Annotated in this window: 17 protein-coding genes and 2 pseudogenes; 9 read left to right on the top strand and 10 right to left on the bottom strand. The window is 45.6% G+C overall.

What is annotated here, in order from left to right; all coding sequences use genetic code 11:
* A pseudogene (locus RIB93_RS16505) lies at positions 1-306 on the bottom strand (photosystem II D2 protein (photosystem q(a) protein)); the annotation flags it as partial.
* Positions 307-1,074: 768 nt separating this feature from the next.
* Between RIB93_RS16505 and RIB93_RS16500 the strand changes: the two are divergent.
* From RIB93_RS16500 to RIB93_RS16485, 4 genes are all read left to right on the top strand, one after another.
* Positions 1,075-1,518 carry a zinc ribbon domain-containing protein gene (locus RIB93_RS16500; protein WP_446373819.1) on the top strand — a complete coding sequence of 148 codons (444 nt, stop codon included), beginning with the start codon at positions 1,075-1,077 and terminating at the stop codon, positions 1,516-1,518.
* A 61-nt stretch (positions 1,519-1,579) separates the two neighbouring features.
* Positions 1,580-2,146 (top strand): photosystem I assembly protein Ycf4, encoded by a 567-nt coding sequence (locus tag RIB93_RS16495; protein WP_446373818.1) that lies wholly within the window; start codon positions 1,580-1,582, stop codon positions 2,144-2,146.
* A gap of 118 nt (positions 2,147-2,264) precedes the next feature.
* Positions 2,265-3,047, top strand: a complete 783-nt coding sequence (locus tag RIB93_RS16490) for a peptidylprolyl isomerase (protein WP_446373817.1) — start codon at positions 2,265-2,267, stop codon at positions 3,045-3,047.
* A 277-nt stretch (positions 3,048-3,324) separates the two neighbouring features.
* Positions 3,325-4,497 (top strand): beta-ketoacyl-ACP synthase, encoded by a 1,173-nt coding sequence (locus tag RIB93_RS16485; protein ID WP_446373820.1) that lies wholly within the window; start codon positions 3,325-3,327, stop codon positions 4,495-4,497.
* 93 nt (positions 4,498-4,590) lie between these two features.
* Here the strand turns inward: RIB93_RS16485 and RIB93_RS16480 are convergent, their stop codons facing one another.
* Entirely contained in the window at positions 4,591-5,190 is a 600-nt protein-coding gene (locus RIB93_RS16480) for a hypothetical protein (RefSeq protein WP_446373816.1), read from the bottom strand.
* Between the two features lie 459 nt (positions 5,191-5,649).
* Positions 5,650-5,823 (bottom strand): hypothetical protein, encoded by a 174-nt coding sequence (locus RIB93_RS16475; RefSeq protein ID WP_446373815.1) that lies wholly within the window; start codon positions 5,821-5,823, stop codon positions 5,650-5,652.
* A gap of 472 nt (positions 5,824-6,295) precedes the next feature.
* On the opposite strand from RIB93_RS16475, the gene RIB93_RS16470 reads away from it, so the two are divergent.
* Positions 6,296-6,646 (top strand): hypothetical protein, encoded by a 351-nt coding sequence (locus RIB93_RS16470; protein ID WP_446373814.1) that lies wholly within the window; start codon positions 6,296-6,298, stop codon positions 6,644-6,646.
* Positions 6,647-6,906: 260 nt separating this feature from the next.
* Here the strand turns inward: RIB93_RS16470 and RIB93_RS16465 are convergent, their stop codons facing one another.
* The 7 genes and pseudogenes from RIB93_RS16465 to RIB93_RS16435 form a co-directional block, all read right to left on the bottom strand.
* Complete coding sequence (locus RIB93_RS16465; protein ID WP_446373813.1) at positions 6,907-8,085, bottom strand: ribonuclease III domain-containing protein; 1,179 nt, start codon at positions 8,083-8,085, stop codon at positions 6,907-6,909.
* 53 nt (positions 8,086-8,138) lie between these two features.
* Positions 8,139-8,627 carry a DUF6887 family protein gene (locus RIB93_RS16460; protein ID WP_446373812.1) on the bottom strand — a complete coding sequence of 163 codons (489 nt, stop codon included), beginning with the start codon at positions 8,625-8,627 and terminating at the stop codon, positions 8,139-8,141.
* Positions 8,611-8,778, bottom strand: a pseudogene (locus RIB93_RS16455) (DUF6888 family protein); the annotation flags it as partial. The gene RIB93_RS16460 and the pseudogene RIB93_RS16455, both read right to left, overlap by 17 nt.
* Positions 8,779-8,899: 121 nt before the next feature.
* Positions 8,900-10,756 (bottom strand): protein kinase domain-containing protein, encoded by a 1,857-nt coding sequence (locus tag RIB93_RS16450; RefSeq protein WP_446373811.1) that lies wholly within the window; start codon positions 10,754-10,756, stop codon positions 8,900-8,902.
* Between the two features lie 90 nt (positions 10,757-10,846).
* Entirely contained in the window at positions 10,847-12,472 is a 1,626-nt protein-coding gene (locus RIB93_RS16445; protein ID WP_446373810.1) for an NB-ARC domain-containing protein, read from the bottom strand.
* A gap of 625 nt (positions 12,473-13,097) precedes the next feature.
* Positions 13,098-15,077, bottom strand: a complete 1,980-nt coding sequence (locus tag RIB93_RS16440; protein ID WP_446373809.1) for a PP2C family protein-serine/threonine phosphatase — start codon at positions 15,075-15,077, stop codon at positions 13,098-13,100.
* Positions 15,078-15,206: 129 nt separating this feature from the next.
* Positions 15,207-15,365 (bottom strand): hypothetical protein, encoded by a 159-nt coding sequence (locus RIB93_RS16435; protein ID WP_446373808.1) that lies wholly within the window; start codon positions 15,363-15,365, stop codon positions 15,207-15,209.
* 49 nt (positions 15,366-15,414) lie between these two features.
* On the opposite strand from RIB93_RS16435, the gene RIB93_RS16430 reads away from it, so the two are divergent.
* From RIB93_RS16430 to RIB93_RS16415, 4 genes are all read left to right on the top strand, one after another.
* The gene (locus RIB93_RS16430; RefSeq protein WP_446373807.1) at positions 15,415-15,843 is read left to right on the top strand and encodes an NfeD family protein; all 429 of its coding nucleotides are present in this window, start codon (positions 15,415-15,417) and stop codon (positions 15,841-15,843) included.
* A gap of 69 nt (positions 15,844-15,912) precedes the next feature.
* The gene (locus RIB93_RS16425) at positions 15,913-16,908 is read left to right on the top strand and encodes an SPFH domain-containing protein (RefSeq protein WP_446373806.1); all 996 of its coding nucleotides are present in this window, start codon (positions 15,913-15,915) and stop codon (positions 16,906-16,908) included.
* Between the two features lie 87 nt (positions 16,909-16,995).
* Positions 16,996-17,973, top strand: a complete 978-nt coding sequence (locus RIB93_RS16420; protein WP_446373805.1) for an ADP-ribosylglycohydrolase family protein — start codon at positions 16,996-16,998, stop codon at positions 17,971-17,973.
* 3 nt (positions 17,974-17,976) lie between these two features.
* Positions 17,977-21,585, top strand: a complete 3,609-nt coding sequence (locus tag RIB93_RS16415; protein ID WP_446373804.1) for a GAF domain-containing protein — start codon at positions 17,977-17,979, stop codon at positions 21,583-21,585.
* Positions 21,586-21,770: the final 185 nt, after the last annotated feature.

The raw sequence follows: 21,770 nt of genomic DNA, 5'->3' as shown, positions 1-21,770 counted from the left end.
GGTGAAGTCGCCTTGGGCTTCAGGTCCCCACAGTAGAAGTAAGGAATGACCGAAGGTATTGGCGGGGGTGGAAACCGCCACGGTGAGGAAGTTACAGCCTTCCAAGTAGGAAGAGGCTAAACCGTGGGTATACCAAGATGTGACAAAGGTTGTACCAGTTAGCCAAGCTCCAACCGCCAAGTAGGCGCAGGGGAGCAGGAGTATACCTGACCAACCGATGAATACAAAGCGATCGCGCTTTAGCCAGTCATCGAGTGCGTCAAACCATCCTCTTTGGCTGGGAGCGCGTCCGACAGCTATGGTCATCGTTTCAAATCCTCTTACATTAAGGGTTTACAAGGATTTTTCCCTTGACAGTTCCACAGCGATAGACTGGGAATTTTTGACACTCTCCCTTCTTCTAGAAAGGAGATTCTATGGAAATTTCGTTCCATATATCCCGATCAACGGGTTCCCAGGCACACGACTCAAAGCCATAAGGGCATCGTGTTATCTCCTAACCCCTGTTAATTCAGGGTTGGGCGTTTCAAACCTTCGCGGCTTGGGTTTCGCCGAGTCCCGGCGTACCTTAACTGTGAGAAAGTCAGCCGACTTGACTAACTTTGCCTGAATACAGGGTGTGTCAAGCACCCTAGCGCTACCAGCTTATAATTTAACTGGCGTGGACTTAATTTTTCTTAAACTATCATATTTTTACACGAATCCTCGATTTTCGCTAGGGAGAGTAGGGGATTCAGTGCTTGAATACCATAATAGTCAAGGTTGGAAAATTTACAAATTGATACATCTGACTCAGAATTGCCCTTGAGCAGCACGAGGGGTCATCGGTTGGCTTAAGACTTATGAGCGGCTACCTGTTGGCTTTCAGCCCAAGTCTGTGACCCTATCCAGGACGGAACCAAAAATGGCATTGTAAATAATTCTCCAATGTACGTGACTTTATTTGCTATTATTTTCTATTGGGTCAAGCTAAGATGACATAAAATAACCGAAGCGGCTCTTGGGGGGGTGAACCCTTGAACAATCTCTCCCTCAGGTGTACAAAGACCATTACCCATACATCACACCGGAATAATGGCATCGAAAAGAAACAAAAATTTGATCAAGCGCACAGCTAGGGTTTACCTGAATGATTTGAATGTGGGTAAGTTTCTAATTGTGCGCGAATTTTTGGGTCAATGCGAGGACTTGAAGAAGGTTAAACAGGGAAAACGAGGGACGTTCTCTCGCCTGTTTAACAGGCGGCTGTCCCATTGGCTGTATAGAACTTTGGTGCAGTTGTTGGAAAGGAAGTGTGAGGAGGAGGGGATTCAGCTAGTGGTGAAAGACCCCTTCAAAACCTCGCAGTTCTGCTCGAGCTGCAACAGATGGGATAGACGAAACCGAAAAGGTGACAGGTTTAGGTGTGTTCATTGTGGCTACCTTGCCCATGCTGACCACAACGCGGCACACAACCTGGAGCTTTTAGGCGTGGCGGGAGTTTATGGTCTCCGTTCCTACTTAAGTTCAAAAAGTTAAAGTTTTGGATAACCATAGTAATAGGCGGAGCGTATTGTAGAGAGTGAAGGAACAGGATAGTATGACAGCCACCCCAACCCAACAAGAGAACAAAATACTGCGTCGATCTGTTTTAGGCTCTCGGCGATTGAGTAACTACTGGTGGGCGGTAGTCGCCTCAATCGGTGGTACAGGATTTCTTTTAGCCGGACTTTCCAGTTATTTTCAACGCGATCTTTTGCCTGTTGGCGATACCAGAGGTTTACAGTTTATCCCTCAAGGCATCGCCATGAGCTTTTACGGGATTGCTGGCTTGCTCTTTGCCCTCTATCTCTGGCTGGTTATCCTTTGGGATGTTGGCGGCGGATACAATGAGTTCAACAAGGAAACCGGAATGGTAAAAGTTTTTCGCTGGGGCTTTCCAGGCAAAAACCGCCAAGTCGAGTTTAGCTGTCGCCTTCAAGATGTGCAATCGATTAAAGTTGAGATCAAAGAAGGGCTTAATCCCAACCGCACTCTCTACCTGCGCGTCAAAGATCGTCGGGAGGTTCCACTCACTCGTGTAGGACAGCCTTTGTCCCTATCGGAACTGGAAAACCAAGGTGCAGAACTGGCTCGTTTCCTCGCTGTCCCCCTAGAAGGCATGTAATCGGAAATCCCGGTTAACTATCTCCTTTTTGATAGAGAAAAGGCAGAGGGCAGAAGGCTCTAAGCCATAAGGCAGAATGATTAAGTAGCGTAAGCTACAAGAAGGTAGGTTAATAAATATGCAAGTAATCGTCCGGCGCTGGTTCCTGGTTGCGGTAGTAATTGTTGGCTTAAGTCTCGGAGCTTGTAGTCCGTCAAAGGTGACATCCCAAAACACGACGGATTCCTCAACAGCCGCAACAACAGGAACGTCGGTAGCTCAAGTCACTAATCCTCAAATTGAGAACTTACCAAGATTAGACGGAAAAGCGACCGTTGTTTTAACGGTTAAAGATTCCCCGATTACCATTGAGGTCGATGGCACAAATGCCCCAATTACAGCCGGGAATTTTGTTGATTTGGTCGAGCGGGATTTTTATGACGGCTTAGTATTTCACCGAGTTGTGCGTGAACCCCAACCCTTTGTGGTTCAGGGAGGTGATCCCCAAGGGAAAGACCCCAATGTTCCGGTAGAGCGTCTGGGAACCGGAAGTTTTACTGACCCGAAAACAGGACAGCCTCGTTACATTCCTTTAGAAATAAAGCCAAAGGATGCTGAGGCTCCCATCTATAGCAAAACGTTGGAGCAAGCTGGAATTTCTGCTCCTCCCCAGTTGCAGCATACTCGTGGTGCTGTGGCGATGGCACGCTCATCGATGCCAGATTCAGCCTCATCCCAGTTTTATATCGCACTATCGGATCTGCCTTTTCTAGATGGAAGTTATGCGGTGTTCGGCTATGTTAAAAATGGCATGGATGTGGTAGATACTATCCAAGTGGGCGATCGCATCGAATCAGCCGAAGTCACCCAGGGACTGGAAAATCTGAAACGACCTGAGTCTGAGGCAGAAGCATCTCCCTAGTGCAGCTCGGCGGAAATACTTGAGCAGCTTCGTAGATACGATGAAGCTGGGGGGGCAGATGGAGCTGGGGGAGCTGGGGAGCTGGGGGAGCAGAGGGAGCTGGGGGAGCTGGGGGAGCTGGGGGAGCTGGGGGAGCTGGGGAGCTGGGAGTACAGGTGCAGATGTGTAGGGGCGGGTTTTACCGATAACATTTTGGAGACAACCAATAACTTAACTAAACCCGCCCTTCTAGAGCTCGGTTCGCTAATCGCAGGAAGTGAAGGGTCAAAATTTGGGTTTGCATTCGGTTGTTGTTACAGGAATTGGTCTAATCTCAGCATTAGGGGGTTTAGAACAGAGTTGGCAACGACTGCTTAATGGTGAGTCAGGGATTCGCTCTTATCAACCCTTTCCAGAATTACCTGTTCGACCCTTGGCGCTAATCGATTCCGTGCCAAGTTCATTAATGACGTTGACTCAGGTCGTCGTTGCCGATGCTCTGGCTGATGCCAATCTTCAGACACCGATGCCTAATTGTGGTGTGGTGGTTGGCTCCAGTCGTGGCTGTCAGGCGTCTTGGGAAGAGTTGATCAGAGCCGCTTTTGAGCAGGGAAGTGGTGGTGTAGGGGAGATATTCTCTAGTCACCATTCCTCCCGGCTGAAGCAAGAGACTTGGTTAGAAACATTGCCACATCAAGCCGCGATCGCAACGGCTCGTCAAATTGGCTCGATGGCACCTGTGTTGGCACCCATGGCAGCTTGTGCAACGGGAATTTGGGCGATCGCACGGGGGGTTGAACTGATCCAAATCGGTCAATGTCAACGGGTTGTTGTCGGTGCGGTGGAAGCCCCGATTACCCGGTTAACCTTGGCAGGATTTGACAAAATGGGGGCTTTGGCAAAAACAGGGGCTTATCCCTTTGACCAACGACGAGAGGGTTTAGTGTTGGGTGAAGGGGGAGCGGTTTTGGTGTTGGAGTCAGCAGAATTAGCCTTAAGTCGCGGTGTGCCAATTTATGGACAAATCTTAGGCATGGGATTAAGTTGTGATGCACATCATGTTACTACTCCAAAGTCAAGTAGCAAGAGTGCGATAACCGCAATTCAGCAATGTTTAGCTCGAAGTCATCTTTCCGCCACTGAGATTGACTATATTCACGCTCATGGCACAGGGACTCGGTTAAACGATGAGAATGAAGCCCAGTTAATGGATGATTTGTTTACCCATAGAGTGGCGGTAAGTTCAACCAAGGGAGCCACGGGTCATACCTTAGGTGCATCGGGCGCGATCGGTGTCGCGTTTTGTTTGATGGCACTCAAGCATCAAATATTACCGCCTTGTGTAGGATTGGGCAAACCCGCGTTTGATTTAGATTTGGTGACCCAAGCACGTCGGCACAAGGTTCGCCAGGTATTATGTTGGAGTTTTGGTTTTGGGGGTCAAAATGCAATCCTGGCTTTGCAGGCTTAAGCAAGATCCCCGACTTCTCCAAGAAGTCGGGGATCTGTCCTTAGTACCTCACTTACTTGAAAAGCGCTGTAAATTTAAATGGATGACAGCTGATTAATTTTGAGTGTGACTATCTGCAGTCAAGGACGTTGGGTTACTCATTTGCAGTGCCGTTTTCGCATCCGTACCTGTCTTTTCCCAAATTGCCTTTAACACAGAATTTTCATCCAGTTCCGCACTAATGTAAGTGATATTTTCGCTAGCCACGATTCCCTGGGCTTGGGCGGCGATATCAGGATATTTTTGGAAGACGGCTTGAAGAACTTGATCTCGGCATTGGAAAAGTTCGTCATAGCCAAAAACGCGATCGCACTCCCAGAATTGAACCGCTAATTGGTGTCCGGCTAACGCTGATTTAACAGTGGCTAGAATCTCAGCATCCCCGTAGGCATTTTCGACGATAGGTGTCAGATCACGTATATCTTCGCCGTACTCTTTGGGATGAATATCACCTTCAATTTTGATTTGGATCACACGCAATTCCTCAAGTGCTGTTTCCAGAGGGGGTGGAATAACGGGGGGTGAGGTTTTAGTGGCGATTTTGTCCGAACGATTGACATCCGTACTTTCCGAACGCACGGATAGTATACTCAGCACACAGCTTACGAGTAGGGTAACTGTCATGAATATCAGCGCTAATTTCTTAAATTGCATCTGTCAAAGTCTTAAAATAAATGGATTAGCAGCCCGCTTGAGTTTATTATTCCCAAGTCACTAGCCAAAAATCACCAAAGCCATTTTTAAGGAAACGAGTTTTAATCGTGAGACTAAAGCAGGAAAGCCTGGTGGCTCAATCTTAACATCATGTTTGTGCTGAATGGTAATGTTATTTTGATTGTAATCAAGTCGTGAGCCTTAACTTTATATAAATATCTTATAATCTTACTATTGAAGTAAACTATTAATTATTTTTCGCTTATTTTAAATATATATTGAAATTTCCAGGGGTTAAATTTTTATAGAAGATATATTAAGATATTAGACCAAGATATTAGACCAATCTCTTCTATCGTCTACCTACTTAGGACTAATGGCAGCGGGTATTCCTGGCGGAGTATACCGTTGAAGGACATTAACCTCTCTGCCAACAGGCTTATTCCTAAGGTATCAGACTTATAAGTGTGTAAAGCTGATACCCGCGATCGCGAGTTTTTTGATCACCATTGGTGCTAGTACAATTAACACCTTAAGCCACACAGGGGCAAGCACGAGGCTAACCAATAAGCAAATCATGGCGGTAAACGCGGCGGCAAGTTGGACGATTTCTTCTGTGGTGTTAACAACCACACAAACTGCTGCGAAGGTGATTGTTACGATTATCAATAAAACCAAAAGCATAATAACTCACCAGGGTAGATTCGACTGAGCGATAGTTTGTGTTCCTGGGACGGATAAGACTTATGCCTGTCTCTCCACTCTCATTTTGACTGGCGACTGGGTTGTGATGCGAGGAACAATCAAACCTCCTCTCTTAACGACTACAAATTTTTAGATGGGAGTGTCAAGAGTTATCCAGGGTTTCACACAAGCTTCATCAAAGCTTCATGAAGACCTCATGAAGGCTTAATAATAGGATTAGGGGTAGCCAACCTCGAATTGCAACACTTGGCTAAGTCACATCGAGTTTCATCCCCAAGTGAGTTGCGCGATTATCCCAGAGATGTTTTTGAACTGACGCATGGAAATAAGTCCTATAGGAGAGGTTGGCTCTAGCCACTTACTCTTACAATTTATGAAGAATTAACCCACAAAGCTATATATGATTCTCTCTACTGATATCCAGATTCCCTTTTCTCGTTCCATTGTTTTTGCGACCTACCGTGATAGGTTAATGGAGTTAATCCCCTATATGACGAATGTTCGGAGCATCGAGGTGAAGTCCCGTCATCAAGACAATGCATGTATTCACGCCGTCAACGAGTGGCACGGTGGTGGCGAAATCAGGATTGATCCTAAGCGGATTCAGGGAGTTCCACCATTGTTAAAAAACCAGGTTGCATCAGTGGTTGAGGATTTTCTGAGCAAAAAAGTTGAACCAAACCTGCTACAGATGAGTGAAGGGGTACGTCAATATCTAGACCAACAAACGATTAAATACAAACTTGCTTAAAGCGGCTCTATGGTTTGACATACAAGTTCGTAGTAAGAGTTTTAGCCTTATTCAACCATTTTAGGTGTGCCACGCCGCCATCGTAGTGGACTGACACAGCTAAAATTGTGGAATAGATTTTATCATTGAATCGGGCGCACGCCATGCGCCCCTACAATGCTAATCCACCAATTAAGGTGTGCCACGCCACTAGGATGCAATAAATATCTTGTAGGGACGACCCACTTGCACTAATGAACAACCGTAATCCACTCAAAGGTTTAAATGCCGAACAGCTTATTCTTAATTTCCTCTCTGACTGTGCGATTTACATTAGAATTGCTATTCATCTCCTCCAACAGACATCTATTAGCATTATAATATTGCTTTAGTAAATTCCTTTGCTCGTCGTCTAACTGTAAATCGTGACCTAAAATATTTCTTATTTTATCAATCCAGCCTTGACCATTATTTTGCCGCCAATCTTCAAAACGTTCTTTATCTTTATCAATGTCACGCAGTTCAGCTTGAATTTGTTGTAATGCTTGCTTCAATTCCGGCTCAAGGTCAAGGGCAAAGACAGAAACAATAACATTTGCTGGATCAGTATTAGGGTTATCAAAAAAGGCAATATCAAGAACGACGTCACAGGCACGATTAAAGCAAGATAAAAATTGACGAGCTTTACCCGGAGAACAATTAGGGTCAAGTTTACGGGCAAATGTAATCCCAAGCAACCAAATGAGAGCCAGGTAAAATGCTCGGACTTTTACGGGTTGGTAATGAGGTTCAGTTTGAAGAGATTTTTTATTTACCCAACTAAGAAGTTCTTGTAATTTCTCATTGTTAGCTATTAGCGCATCAGCTTCTGCTTTCTTTTGCAATAAAGTGGCTTCGTCAGCGTTTACGGTACTAGCTGTCTGTGAACTATCTTCGGATGATTCTTTGTCGGTTGCTCCCAGTTCTTTCAGCTCATCCACAGACTGTTTGATAAAGTGATTAACTAACCAATCACGGGCAGGAGAGAAGTTGCGATCAAAATTCAGATATATCGCGCCTACTAATGCCTCGAACATCTCACCAAATAGATCAACTTGTTTGCTTATCTCTTTATCTTTTTCACTTCCTCCAAGTCTACAGATATTCCTTAAGTTTAACTTATTTGCAAATTCAAAAGCTTTTTTTCGGCTCACCAGCTTACTTTTTAATTCAGTAATTTTACATTGATTTAGAGTAGAGTCATTTTCATGTAAATAATCAACTACAACAGCATTGAGAATTGCATCGCCCAGAATTGCCTGTCTTCTGTAATCACACTCCTGCTTGTCTTTTTGCTGCGAATTTAAGTTGCGGTCTTCATAGATATATGAAGGATGCGTCAGGGCAATTTCCAGCAACTCTGTATGGTTAAAATCAGCAATGTTGATTGCTTTTTTAACAGTCTCTATATTTATATCCATAATTCAAACTATAAATTGAACTGATAGTAGCAATTCTATGTGCAATCTAGGTTTTAAATTTCCTTAAATTTTCCATCTGAGTCAACATACCCAACAACTCGTGCAGATTTAGTAACACTGTTGGACTGTAATTCGGTTAGATCTCTTTCTAAATTCAGTGCATTTTGATAAGTTTCACTAACAAAAACTACACAACAATCAACTTTATCTTTCTTGCTATCACTAGCAATATCTTTTATTTTTATCTCCAAGAGGGTTTTATAATTAGCTGTCGAATAATTCATTATATGCACTTTTATCCTCTTGACTTTTTCGTCATTATCTGTGATTAGAAACATTAAACACTTGTCCGGAGCCTTGGTAATCTCCTGGTGAGGATTCTGACGCTTTAACCACTCAAAAACGGCTGCTTCTACTGTAGCTACCGAGTCATAGACTCTATCTGCATAATCATAGAAAGCGCTATCGTCATCTCGATGAGCCAGCAAATAGGAGCGTAATTCCTTTTTGCTCATTGTCTGAAAATTAGGTTGCATTGTCATAAATTAACTCACCATCAGGGTCAATTAATATTTCTATATCGTCCCCAGCCAGAATAAACAAATTGCCTGTGCGTTCATCGATGCGAACGAGGAAAATAGGCTGGTACATCCTGGTTAAAGCATAACAAACTAAGTAACACTTCGATGCCTGGACTGCCGTTGGAAAAAATTTTCATCCTCCATGCAATTTAGTCTATCTAGTTTACATTTTTCCAGCCCTTGAGACTTTAATGCTTACCCTATAGCTGCACAACGATCGCACGGACAGAACGTTAAACTGACTGCCAAAGCTTAATTTTGCGATCGCTCCCCGCGCTGACGAGAATATCCCCATGGGGACTAAAGGCTAGAGAACGAACGGGTTGAGAATGCCCTGACAGCTTGGTTAATCGTTGACCATTTTGAACATCCCACAATTCAATTAGCGCACCACTTCCACTGGCGAGAACTTGACTATCGGGACTAAATGCCAAAGCCGCCACGCCAGGTGACTCGGGGGCAAACGTCCGTAATACTTTACCCGTTTGGGGATTCCAGAGGGTTATGGCTCCACTGCTACCACTGGCAAGCATCAGACCATCTGGGCTAAATTCTAGGCAGGTAATGTTTGTAGACTGATTGGTAAACGTCATTAGCGGTTTACCATTATGAGGATTCCACAGTTCTAGGGTGCCATTTAAACTGCCCACGGCACAACTATGACCATCGGGGTTAAAGGCAATATGTCGGGCTGAATCGGAATTTCCAGCTAAAATACGCAGCAATTTACCTGTTCGTACTGCCCAAAGTTTAATTTCCCAATCCCCGCTACTAATTAAAATCTGACCATTGGGACTAAATACAATATCTCGCACCCGATCCGCACGACTGACTAAGGTATTGATCAATTTTCCGGTGCTAAGTGACCAGAGTTTGATCGTTTTATCAAAACTGCCACTGGCTAAAATCTGACCATTTGGACTAATTGCCACACAAGTTACACGGTGGCTATGTCCAGTTAAGTTATGCAAAGGTTTGCCGAGGCGTAATGCCCACAGCTTGATGGTTTTATCATAACTGCCACTGGCTAACGTCTTCCCATCTGGACTAATCGCAATGGCACGAATCTCATCCGTATGTCCCGAAAGCGTCCGACGCAGTTTCACCTTTTCCCAGGGATTGGGTGAGTTGGGAATAGGCAATAACTGAGTAATCAGAGACATCAGTCCTTTGGCTTTGGACTGAATTGGCGATCGCGTCTTGATCGGGATCGGTGCTGGTGGCGGTAACTCAGGCTTGGGCGCAATAATGTCTTCAATACAACGGCGAATCATAGCTGGGGTCTGCGGTCGCTGACCAGGAAATGTCGCCATGAGATAATCAATTAAATCCGCTAATTCTTTACTAACTTGCGGCGCACTCTCTCGCCATTGCAATTTGCCCGTCCGGGGATGAGACTCAAAATCGTTGGGAGATTTGCCGGTGAATAAGTAGACAAAGGTGCGACCTAGGGCAAAGAAATCCGATTGCGCCACCGCTTTGCCTTCCATTTGCTCTGGCGGTGTATACCCACTGGAGATAATCACGGTGCCGGTTTCATCTTTTTTTTGCCGTTGTAAGTAGGTTTCGGTAATCTCCCGCACCGCCCCAAAGTCAATTAATGCCAGTTGTCCATTAGGTCGCAGGATAATATTGGAGGGCTTGATATCTCGATGGATTAGCTCTTGTTGGTGCAGTTGTTCTAAAATATCGACCAATTGTTTCAACCACGCGATCGCCTGGTTTTGAGTTAGACTCAGAAGCGGTTTGTTCCGACGCGATCGCCACTGCTTTAACGTAAGCCCCTCAATTTTCTCCATGACTATGCAGTGCAGGGAGACTTCTGTCCCCTGTGACCAGACAAAATAGCCATCTGACTCAACTCTAGGAATACCGGGATGCTGAAGCCGACTCAAGACCATAGCTTCCCGCTGAAAGAGGGATATAGCTTTTTCTTTCGCATCATGGCTATAGAACCGATCCAGATTCAGAACTTTCAGGACTTTGGCAATTCCCTGATCATCGACTTCAAAGGTTTGACTAAACCCACCTTTACCGAGTGTTCGCAGGACTCGATAACGGTTTTGAAGCAACAGGTTGGGGTATATCATGAGGGGGGTTAGAAACAGTAATCTTGGCTACGTCGCAGTATCACTTATCTCTTTTTGCTTCGCCGCTTATGCCAAACCTCTAGGGTCTGCTTATAATCTGCCTTCAATCGCATCCAGTAAGTTGATCGTGTTAAGTCGTGCATATCCCACCATTTGGTCAGATGTTCCTTCTAGTATAGAAAGAATCGCTTTAAGTTGATCATCTAGGCGATCTGTGTCTTTTAACACATACAATCGATCCCTGACGCGAGTAAGAATTAGGCGAATTTGTAGCGTCTTCAGATCATCGGATACCTGTTCTTTGACTAGGGCATGACTCCTGAGTAGCCCCAGTTGACTTACGGATTTGGTTTGACAAACAGTTGAAATTTGCTGACACACCTGGTCAATAAATTGATTGGTGGCATACTTCAACAGAGCCGGCTGAATGGTAAAAATCGCTTCATTGGCTTCGGCATTGGGTTCTTTTTCCAACAGCGATCGGCGTTTGAGGGATTCCAACGCTGCCAGGAGTTTCGATAAGGATGTTACCGAAAACTTCATTGCCTCTTTTAATTCCGAAATTGAAAGCGGCTGATTTTCCAGTGCCAACCAATAAATGATTTCCTGTTCTAAAGGAGATAAACGTTGGAATTGTTGATTAAAAACATTCGGTAGAATATCACCAATAATTAATGTACTTTGCTCTAAAAATTCCGAAATATTTCCGTCAAATATTTCTTGGATAGTTGTTGCCATAATTTTTAGGGCTAACGGATTGCCGCGATAAAGCTGAATCAGGGCATCAGCACTTGACTTTAAGGAGGAAAATCCTTTCGTTTCTAAAATGCGTTTGGCATCCTCCGCACTTAAGCCTTTGAGTTTGAGTTCTCGAACAGGGAGTTTTGTACCCGCTAATGAGGCAATTTCTATCGGTTTTTCCCGACTAATCAGCAGTAAGCAACTTTGATGGCGTTCTTCAGCCATGCGCCTAATCAGTTCCCCGTAGTCTTGATACCCTTCTCGATAATGTCCGGCTAACCTGCCACTACTCATGATAGTTTCCACATCATCGAGGAGCAACAAACAGCGATGGCGTTGGCAGTAATCCATCAGTCGCGAAATTTGACCGTTAGCGGTATCGGGTAACTCTTGTTCCTTACCCTCCGATAAAAAGTCGATTACCTCAGTGAGGAGATCACCCAGGGGTGAAGCATGACGTAGCGATCGCCAGATCACATATTCAAAGGAAGATTGTACCTGTTCAGCTACCTTCGCTGCCAGGGCGGTTTTACCGATTCCCCCCATTCCCAGGAGTGCTACGATACGACAGCGTTCTTTGACAATCCATTGGTCTAGCTGTTTCAGTTCCGACGTGCGACCGTAAAAGATGGAGATGTCAATGGTTTCTCCCCAATCTTGGCGACTACCACTATTGGAGGGTGTCGTCTTGCCTTGATCGACAATTTCTTCCCAGTTGAGTCCTAAAACGTGACAATATGCTTTAAAGGCATGAGCGCTAATGGGTTGTCTTCCGGCTAAAAACCGCTTCCATGTCCCTTGGGAGAGTCCACTGGCATAAGGTCCGCCAGTATACCACGGTTTATCCGGTTCTAGTATTCGACTAGCCTCAAGCAAGCAGGTGTCGTCATCGTCAAGACTCCAACTCCACCCCTTTTCGTTTCTGGCTTGCTTGATTTTAGCGAGTCCCCCTTGAGAGGCTTTAAGAGTCGGCACTGTCTCACCTTAGTTTTGCCATTTGTCAAGATCGATTTTAGTGCAATTTATAACGTTATGGATAAAAGCACACATTCAAAGGTGTCATGACCCAAATAATGGAGTCACGCTCATTATGCCCTGAACTAAAGTAATCTTCCAGAAGGCTGGCGTTTATTGTGACAATTGTATCATATATACTGTTGAGCTAAAGAGCAATTACCTGGTACTGTCCAATATCAAATCGGGCAAAGCCAGTTAATTGTAGGGGCGGGTTTAGCCATTCAAGCTAGCTTTTTATTAATAACTGAGCAACAAAACCCGCCCTTATTCAAAGGTAATGGTCATTGGTATTATTTCATGGGTCATTCGTCAAGTCGTTCTCAGCTTTAATACAGACGCGCCGAGTTAAGTTAGGGGTTTTATCCTGAACGTTATTGGTAAAATCTGTCCCGACAAACGTAAGTAAAGGGCGGGTTTTGTAGCCAAGCTAGGGAAAACAATCAACATTAGTTCCTAAACCCGCCCCTACAAACAGATTCCCTTGACAGAAGCGAAGGGTCAACACTCGATCTGGGCGGGTTTAGTCGCATCTGGGTTAGGCAAGAAACGATAATAGTGAATCAATCTAGAGAACCCGGAACTCTTACTCCTCTAATTCAGGTGGTGAATCAGGGAGAGACTCAGGCTGTTCTATCGGTTGGGGAGGCGAAAAGCGATCGCGCATTTGTTTGAATGCTTGGGGATTGAGTAACCACTGGGCAATAAACACAGCAGCGCCCGCCGAGAGGATAATCAACAGTATGCCAAAAACTCCGATGATGATCTTGAACCAATCCTGACTAGAGGATGCGACTTCAACGTCTATGGGTTCGGACATTTCCTCGTCCTCCTCACCAACAGGTTCCTCTGCGCTTGGCAATTGAGTCTCTAACTCGATAGTCTGGGCATTATTTTCCAGTTGTAATCCTTCCAGATTCAGCACCACCGGATATTGTGGAGAAACACCACAATAGGTGAGAACAACGGAAGCATTATCATAACCATTCCGTTGATTTGCCTGATCAACCAGAAACCGTACCCCTGCTTCTAGAGATAGCTTGCCACTGAACACATCTTTGGCAAAATCCGCATAAACAGACTCGATCAAATTGTTATCACTTACCCCATCTGAACAGAGCAACAATAAACCATCTTCCTCTATAATCAAACGGCTTACATGGGGAGAAAGAGACTCCGCATCCTTGGTTCCTACGGCTTGGGTCAATGCGCCAGAATCGGGGCGCTGTAAGGCATGACGGTACAAACTTCGACCCACCCTGACTTCCCGCGTTGCCACATCATCATCGACAGTAAGCTGTTGGCAGTAGTCGGGAGTGATCCAGTAGGCACGACTATCCCCGACACTGGCAATGTAGAGTTCATGACTATTGCCTTCGCTATCCGATTGAATCACCATTTGCGGTAATTGTAGGGCTAGGGTTAAAGTTGTACCCATACGCCGCCGGGATTCTCGCTCTTGTTGATCGTTGCAGGAAGCAATTAAATTATTCACCACGCGAATAATTGCTGCTAGCTGTTGGGCGACTAAACTCGGACTCATCAGTTCCGGATCTTCAAGTAACTCAGCTAGCAATGCCCGCACCTGGATTTTCACCGATTGGATTGCCATGTGGCTGGCAACTTCACCGCCTTCATGTCCACCAATTCCATCACAGACAATGGAAAGGTGGGGGATCAGGGGATCGGGTTCTGGAGTCAGATCCGATCGCAGGGGATAGCAACTATCTTCATTGTGGTCATGTAAAGGACCTGTATCCGTGAGTCCAGCGACTTCTAAACGTAAGGGTTGTTGCGAAGATTGAGCCAACAGAAGCTGATTAAGCTGAACGGCAATTGCCTCAAAGGAGGGATTAGGCGTTTGCATTTGCTGAGCGATATCTCGCAGTTGATCCGCCACCGCCACGGATGCTGTGCGACACCAGGATTCCCAACATTTTCCAAGCTGTTGCAGACTTGCCTGAGTTCGGGAGTGGGGTAGGGTTGTTGTACCTCCGGATGTACCTGTTGATGAGTCTTTTTTGTCACGGTTAATTGACGCTGAGACCGATACGGGATCAGAATCCGTCGTTCCATTCCTCACCAGTTCCCGCAGTCGCACCCGCCAGCCTTCGACTCGCACCTGTTCGGGATCAACCAGGGTAGCGGCTACACCTAATTCAGCGAAGGGTTGCCATAACTCTAGAATTTGCCATAACCAATAGATCTGACGCACCGGGGACGCTTTTGACCAAGCTGTGGTGATTGCTGGATAAAGTTCGCCGTTGTTGTCAATCGGGACATTTTCCAGCAAAATAATCGGCGTAGTCGATTTAGAGTCTGCCCCGGAACAAACGCCATAAACCTCTGGAACGTGGAGACGATGGGGATACAGGCGTAGATAGGGGAGAAACATGCCACTTATGCGATCGGGCGTATCAGGTAACTCCTCTGGGTGCAGATCCAGCCAAATTTGGGGCGCGACGACTTGATACCGTTCGGCAACCATTTCCCCCACGGGGATCGATGCAGCCGTTGCACCCACTGCCCACAGATAACGATTCGTTTGCGGCTGATCAGTACTCATAAATCTTAAAAAATAATTTTGGAATGAATTGGCAACTGGAGTGTTTTAATACCAAGCGTCCCGATTCAGAGTTGAATTCTGTGTCATTCCCCTAGAATTAATAAGCATAATCAAAACACGGCGCTGTGTCTATAGTTTGTCCGTTGTTGTTGACCAATTTTCAGAAGTTGTTGCTTCCCCAGCTTCCCCAGCTTCCCCAGCTTCCCCAGCTCCCCCAGCTTCCCCAGCTTCCCCAGCTCCCCCAGCTCCCCCAGCTCCCCCTGCTTCCCAAGAAGGGCGGACTGGCAAACTAAACTAGAAGAAAATTCTTTCAACCCAGGATACACTGGATTTTTATATGTCACTCAATCCTTCCTTACTTTGGCTCCTGGCAGGATCAATGCTTTGTCTGGTGGAGCTATTCGTCCCGACGGCGTTTGTTGCCTTTACCATGGGAATTAGCGCGTTAGTCGTGGCGCTGGTGGCGTTAATGATTCCCCTGTTTCCGGTACAAGTTGTGCTATGGTTGGCGCTATCGACGGCGCTGGTTATTGCATCTCGTCGCATTCTCCCAGCCGCCAAGGTAGCTAAACGTCTCGATGCCGTGGAAGCTCGCACCCTGACCGAAATTCCCCCTGGAGAAACGGGACGCATCCTCTATGAAGGCAATTCCTGGCAAGCGCGTTGTGATGATGAAACGGCGGCGATCGCACCCAACCAAAAGGTTTATGTTGTCCGCCGTCAAGGGAACACACTCATTGTCGTTCCCCAGGATCTCTTACATTAAATTTTCCGTTTGAAAACTCTGGCTATTTTTTGTCGGTGGCATATTATCAAAATTCTAGGAGGTAATACCATGAATCCATTCGCTTGGCTCATTATTTTGGTGCTTGGCGGTTCCACGATGGCTAGCTCCATTAAGATTGTCAATCAAGGAAATGAAGCGTTAGTGGAACGATTGGGGAAATACAGTGGAAAAAAACTGGAACCCGGTTTGAATATTATGGTTCCGGTTTTGGATCGCGTCGTATTCAAGGAAACGATTCGGGAAAAAGTCCTTGACATTCCTCCCCAAAAGTGCATCACTTGCGATAATGTTTCCATCAGCGTGGACGCCGTGGTCTATTGGCGGATCATGGATATGGAAAAAGCTTACTACAAGGTCGAAGATCTGCAAGCCGCCATGGTGAATTTAGTGCTGACGCAGATTCGTTCAGAAATGGGCAAACTGGAACTGGATCAAACCTTTACGGCGCGATCTGAAGTGAATGAAACCTTGCTGCGGGAATTGGATATTGCTACTGATCCCTGGGGCGTGAAAGTGACACGGGTGGAATTGCGGGATATTGTGCCATCTAAGGCGGTACAAGACTCGATGGAGTTGCAGATGTCAGCCGAACGGCGCAAACGGGCGGCAATTCTCACGTCAGAAGGGGAACGGGAATCAGCCGTTAATAGTGCTAGAGGGAACGCGGAAGCCCAGGTGCTAGATGCAGAAGCGCGACAAAAGGCGGCGATTTTAGACGCAGAGGCGCAACAAAAGGCGATTGTCCTCAAAGCTCAAGCCGAACGCCAGCAGTCCGTTCTCAAGGCGCAAGCTACCTCTGAGGCGCTGCAAATTGTGGCGAAGACACTCAAGAGTGATCCCGTTGCTCGTGATGCTCTACAGTTCTTACTGGCACAGAATTATCTGGATATGGGTAAAGAGATTGGCAGTAGCGATAGTAGCAAGGTGATGTTTATGGACCCCCGGGCGATTCCGGCTACGATTGAAGGGATTCGATCCATGGTTGGCGATCGCGAATCGTTGGATTCTGAAGCGTTCAATTTTGAGTCGCACAATAACCGTTAAGCTGGGAAGAGATCATTTGTTATTTGTCATCGTTTTAGGGTGGGCTATGCCCACCTTTTTTTTTGCTCAAGTGGGGAGGAATTGTTCATGGAAACCCGCCAATCTCAAGTCCTCGCCGGACTCTTGGGAGTCTGTGTGGGCGATGCGTTGGGTGTACCTGTGGAATTTACCACCAGGGAGGAACGCCTGCGATCGCCTGTCACCTCTATGCAGGGCTATGGTACCTACAATCAGCCGCCAGGAACTTGGTCAGATGACAGTTCTCTCACCTTCTGTTTAGCCGAAAGCCTCTGTCAGGGATTTTCCCTCGACGCGATCGCCCAATCGTTTTGTCTTTGGCATGATCAAGCCTATTGGACGCCTTACGGTATTGTATTCGATATTGGGATGACAACAGCCGCCGCCCTACATCGCTTGAGTTGGGATCAGGTTTCCCCCTTGGAATCAGGGGGTGCGGATGAACGAAGTAATGGCAATGGGTCATTGATGCGAATTTTGCCCATGGCTTTTTATTATAAATCCCTAGAGTTTCCAGATTTAATTCAGAGAGTTCATCAGGTTTCTAGCATTACTCATGCTCATCTCCGTTCTCAGATGTCATGTGGAATTTATATCAGTATCGCGATTCAATTACTAGAACGTGATGATCCAGAACCCGCTTATTTCAAAGGAATTCAACGGATTCAGGAAATCTATAATCAGCCCCCCTACACTTCAGAACTCGATAACTTTGCCAGAGTCTTTGATGGAGAAATTGCCCAGTTGCCCATGGAAGCGATTCAATCGAGTGGTTATGTTATTCATAGTTTAGAAGCTGCACTGTGGTGTTTTTTAACCAGTACATCTTATGCCCAATCCGTATTAAAAGCCGTTAATTTGGGTGGAGATACCGATACCACAGCAGCGATTACGGGTGGATTAGCTGGACTGTATTATGGTGTCGAACAAATTCCCAAAGACTGGCGCGATCAAATTGCTCGGAAAGACGATATTGTTGACCTTGCCAAGCGTTTAGCTTCAGTTACAATAGAGAGTAGCTCAATGGGGAAAAGTTTGAACCTTTGAACTGTGGGCGAGTACCAGGGACTCTACTCTCAACAGCACAACGGTTCGCTATCTTTAACTCCTATCATGTACGAATATAAAGTTGGTGGTAGTCTCCCGGCTGATGCTCCCACCTATGTTTGGCGACAAGCCGATCGCGCTCTCTATACAGCCTTAAAAGCGGGACTCTTTTGTTATGTCCTGAATTCGCGACAGATGGGGAAATCTAGCTTGCGCGTACAAACCATGACGCGACTTCAGTCGGAAGGAATTGCTTGTGCAGCGATTGATTTAACCGAAATTATTAGTCCCGATATTACGCCGAGTGAATTTTATGGCAGTATTACCTATACCCTAGCCGATAGTTTTCATCTCCTGGAGAAAATTGGCGACTTTGATAGCTGGTGGAGCAAATATGAAACTCTGTCCAGTACACAGGGATTGGTGCGATTTATTAAAGATGTCCTTCTCAGACATGAGTCACTTTTTGGAAAAAAAATAATTATCTTTGTCGATGAAGTAGACAGTGTTCTACGTTTGCCTTTTTCCGTGAATGACTTTTTTGGTTTAATTCGCGCTTGTCACAATAATCGCGCCGATCAACCGGAATATAATCGCCTCACGTTTGCGATTTTAGGCGTGGCGTCGCCAACGGATTTAATTCGTTCTCAAGGCTATAGTCTTCCGTTCAACTGTGGAGAAGCCATTGAACTAACGGGTTTTCGCTTAGACGAAGCCGAACCTATTACCCAAGGATTAACGGTCAAATCTGCCAATTCCCAGGAACTGACGAAAGCAGTACTCAGTTGGACACAGGGACAGCCATTCCTCACCCAGAAACTATGCAAACTGATTGTCGAAGCTGATGATGCGCCGCCCCTGGGTCAAGAATCCCCCTGGGTTGAGCAACTGGTGCGATCGCGCATTTTGGAAAACTGGGAAAGCCACGATGAACCCGAACATTTACGTACCATTCGCGATCGCTTACTCCGAAATGAACAACGCAGTCGTTCCCTGTTAAAACTTTACCAACAAATCCTATCTTCGTCTCATTCCTCTGCCATTCATGGGATATCAGACTTTGGCACTTCCCCGAATCGATACGGAGAAATCATTGATGATGATAGTCCTGAACAAATGGAACTGCGATTGTCAGGATTAGTAGTCAAACAGGGGAGTATTTTAAAGGTTAACAATCGCATTTATCGGTCAGTTTTTAACTCCAGTTGGGTAAAAAAACACCTAGCCGCTTTAGAACCTGAACCTCAGTATTCCCAATTTCAGAAAACTTTGGCTGAACTGGAGCGAAAACTGTTAGTCTCTCAACTAGCTTGTGTTGCTGATGGTAGAGATTCGGCGCAGGCGCTGTATGAGGTGTTGCGAGACGTAACCTTACGCATTGGTGATTTACTCAGCGCCGATCGCGCGACCATCTTTTTACTCAATGAAGACAAAACTGAACTTTGGTCAGTCGTGGCTGAAAATGAAGGGAGTGAATTTCTGGATATTCAGGTACGATTAGGGGAAGGAATTGCGGGTCAAGTGGCAAAAACTCGCAAATCCATTAATATTCGCTCGAATGTTTACCAAGATGCGCGGTCTGAATTGGTTAAAGCATACGATGAAAAATACAATTATTATACCTATAATGTCTTGGCGTTGCCAATTACTAATGAAAATCAGCAAATTATTGCTGTCATTCAATTACTCAACAAATTAAAGCGACCCAAAAACTCCGATAATCAAGGACATTGGTTGATCAATCGCCACGGTTTTAGTCAACGAGATCAAAAGCAATTAGCAGAATTTGTTCCGGCAATTCGCCAAATTGTGGAAAGTTGTCAATCCTGTTATCGTGCCACGAAGAAACTGCGAGCAACCGCTGCTTTAGCAGAAGCCACTCGTTCTCTAGATAAGAGTAGTTTAGACATTCAAGAAATCCTCCCACGAGTCATGGATGCGGCGAAGAAACTGATGAATGCTGACCGCAGTACCTTATGGCTTTTGGATCGCGATCGCCATGATTTGTGGACGAAAATTCTCCAAGCTGATGGTTCCTTAACCCAAATGCGAGTCCCTGTCGGTGTGGGATTTGTGGGTAAGGTGGCTAAAACAGGTCAACCCCTGAATATTCCCTTTGACCTCTACGATCATCCTGATGCAACCAATTCTCGAAAATTTGACCACACCACGGGTTATCGCACCTGTAGTTTGCTCTGTATGCCTGTATTTAACGCCGATGGTGAATTAATTGGCGTGACGCAATTGGTTAATAAACGTAAACCCGGAAATTTTCCGTTCTATAAACCTGAAAATTGGCCCCAACCGCCTGACCAATTTCAAGCCAGTTTTGATGAGCATGACTGTCAGTCCATGCAAGTCTTTAATGAGCGAGTGGGTGTGATTTTGCAATATGCCAAGACTCATGAAACTTTAAAGCAATTTACCCAAATTCAACCAAAAGAAGGGGTTCACAATACCCTGGTGATGCTTAATCAAGCCGTGGGCAACCATAGCGATGAAGTGATGCATAATATGCTAAGTTTTATTGCCAAATCAGTGACCAAGACACTGGATACTGAACAGACGAATATTTTTGTCTTGAATAGCGAAAACCAAGCGTTTTGGTCATTAATTCTTGATAATGAAACGGGGAAATTAAGAGAAGTTCAGCTTGCCCCTGATGGAAGCGAGTTAACCTCTGGCTCTAAACCAATGCGACATCGAATTAGTCAGCAGCATCCCAGCCTCTCAACGTTAATTCAAACAGCTACTCCTCAATTTAAAGATTCTCTGATTCACAGTCATTTAGTCTATCCTATCGTCAATTCGCAGCAGACTGTGGTAGCACTGATTGAATTAATTAATAAACTCAAACCGACTAGCGATCGCGGCGTCCCATTATCTGAACGCATTGACCCTAAAGGGTTTAGGAAAGCCGATGAAAAGCAACTGGCTCAATCTGTCCCCTCAATTCTGCCGATTCTGGAAGGGGTACAATCCTTTTATCGAGAAATGCGGATCATTCAGGGGCGACAAGCGATCGATGCGTTATGGTTAGCGATTAGTTCGATTAGTCAAGGGAATTGGACATCTCAGGAAATTCTGCAAAAAGTCATGGATGCGGCGCAAACGTTGACCAATGCTGATCGCAGTATCCTGTGGCTAGTTGATCGCCAACGGGGTGATTTATGGACTGAACTTCCCGGTGTTGGGAAAATTCGCTGTGAAATTGGTATGGGTTTTGCAGGTCAAGTGGCAGCATCAGGTAAACTGATGATAATTTCCTATGACTTGTATGACCATGTTGGCGCATTACATGCCAAACAAATGGATTTAGAAATCGGATATCGCACCTACAGTTTACTCTGTATGCCTGTTTTAAGTCGCGATGGGGAGTTATTGGGGGTGACGCAGTTACTCAACAAGCGCAAACCGGGAACTTTTTCGGAGGATAATCCCGCTGATTCTATTGATGTTCCTGATTATTTCAAGACAAGTTTTAACGAACGCGATCGCCGATATATGGAGATATTCAATAATCAAGTCGCTGTCATTGTTCAAAGCAATCAACAGCAGGATGTGTTAAAAAGTGAAATTTTGGGGAGACTATCTAGAGCGTCAGTTCAGTAACTAAAGTTAGGGATTAAATCCATTGTCTGGTTTCCCTTTAGACACGGTAGGGGCTGGGTTTGACACAATTGTAGGGGCGGGTTTAGGGACAATTGTAGGGGCGGGTTTAGGGACAATTGTAGGGGCGGGTTTAGGGACAATTGTAGGGGCGGGTTTAGGGACAATTGTAGGGGCGGGTTTAGGGA

The organism is Coleofasciculus sp. D1-CHI-01 (assembly GCF_040218875.1).
Lineage (GTDB): Bacteria > Cyanobacteriota > Cyanobacteriia > Cyanobacteriales > Coleofasciculaceae > Coleofasciculus.
This window is presented reverse-complemented; position numbering and strand designations above follow the sequence as displayed.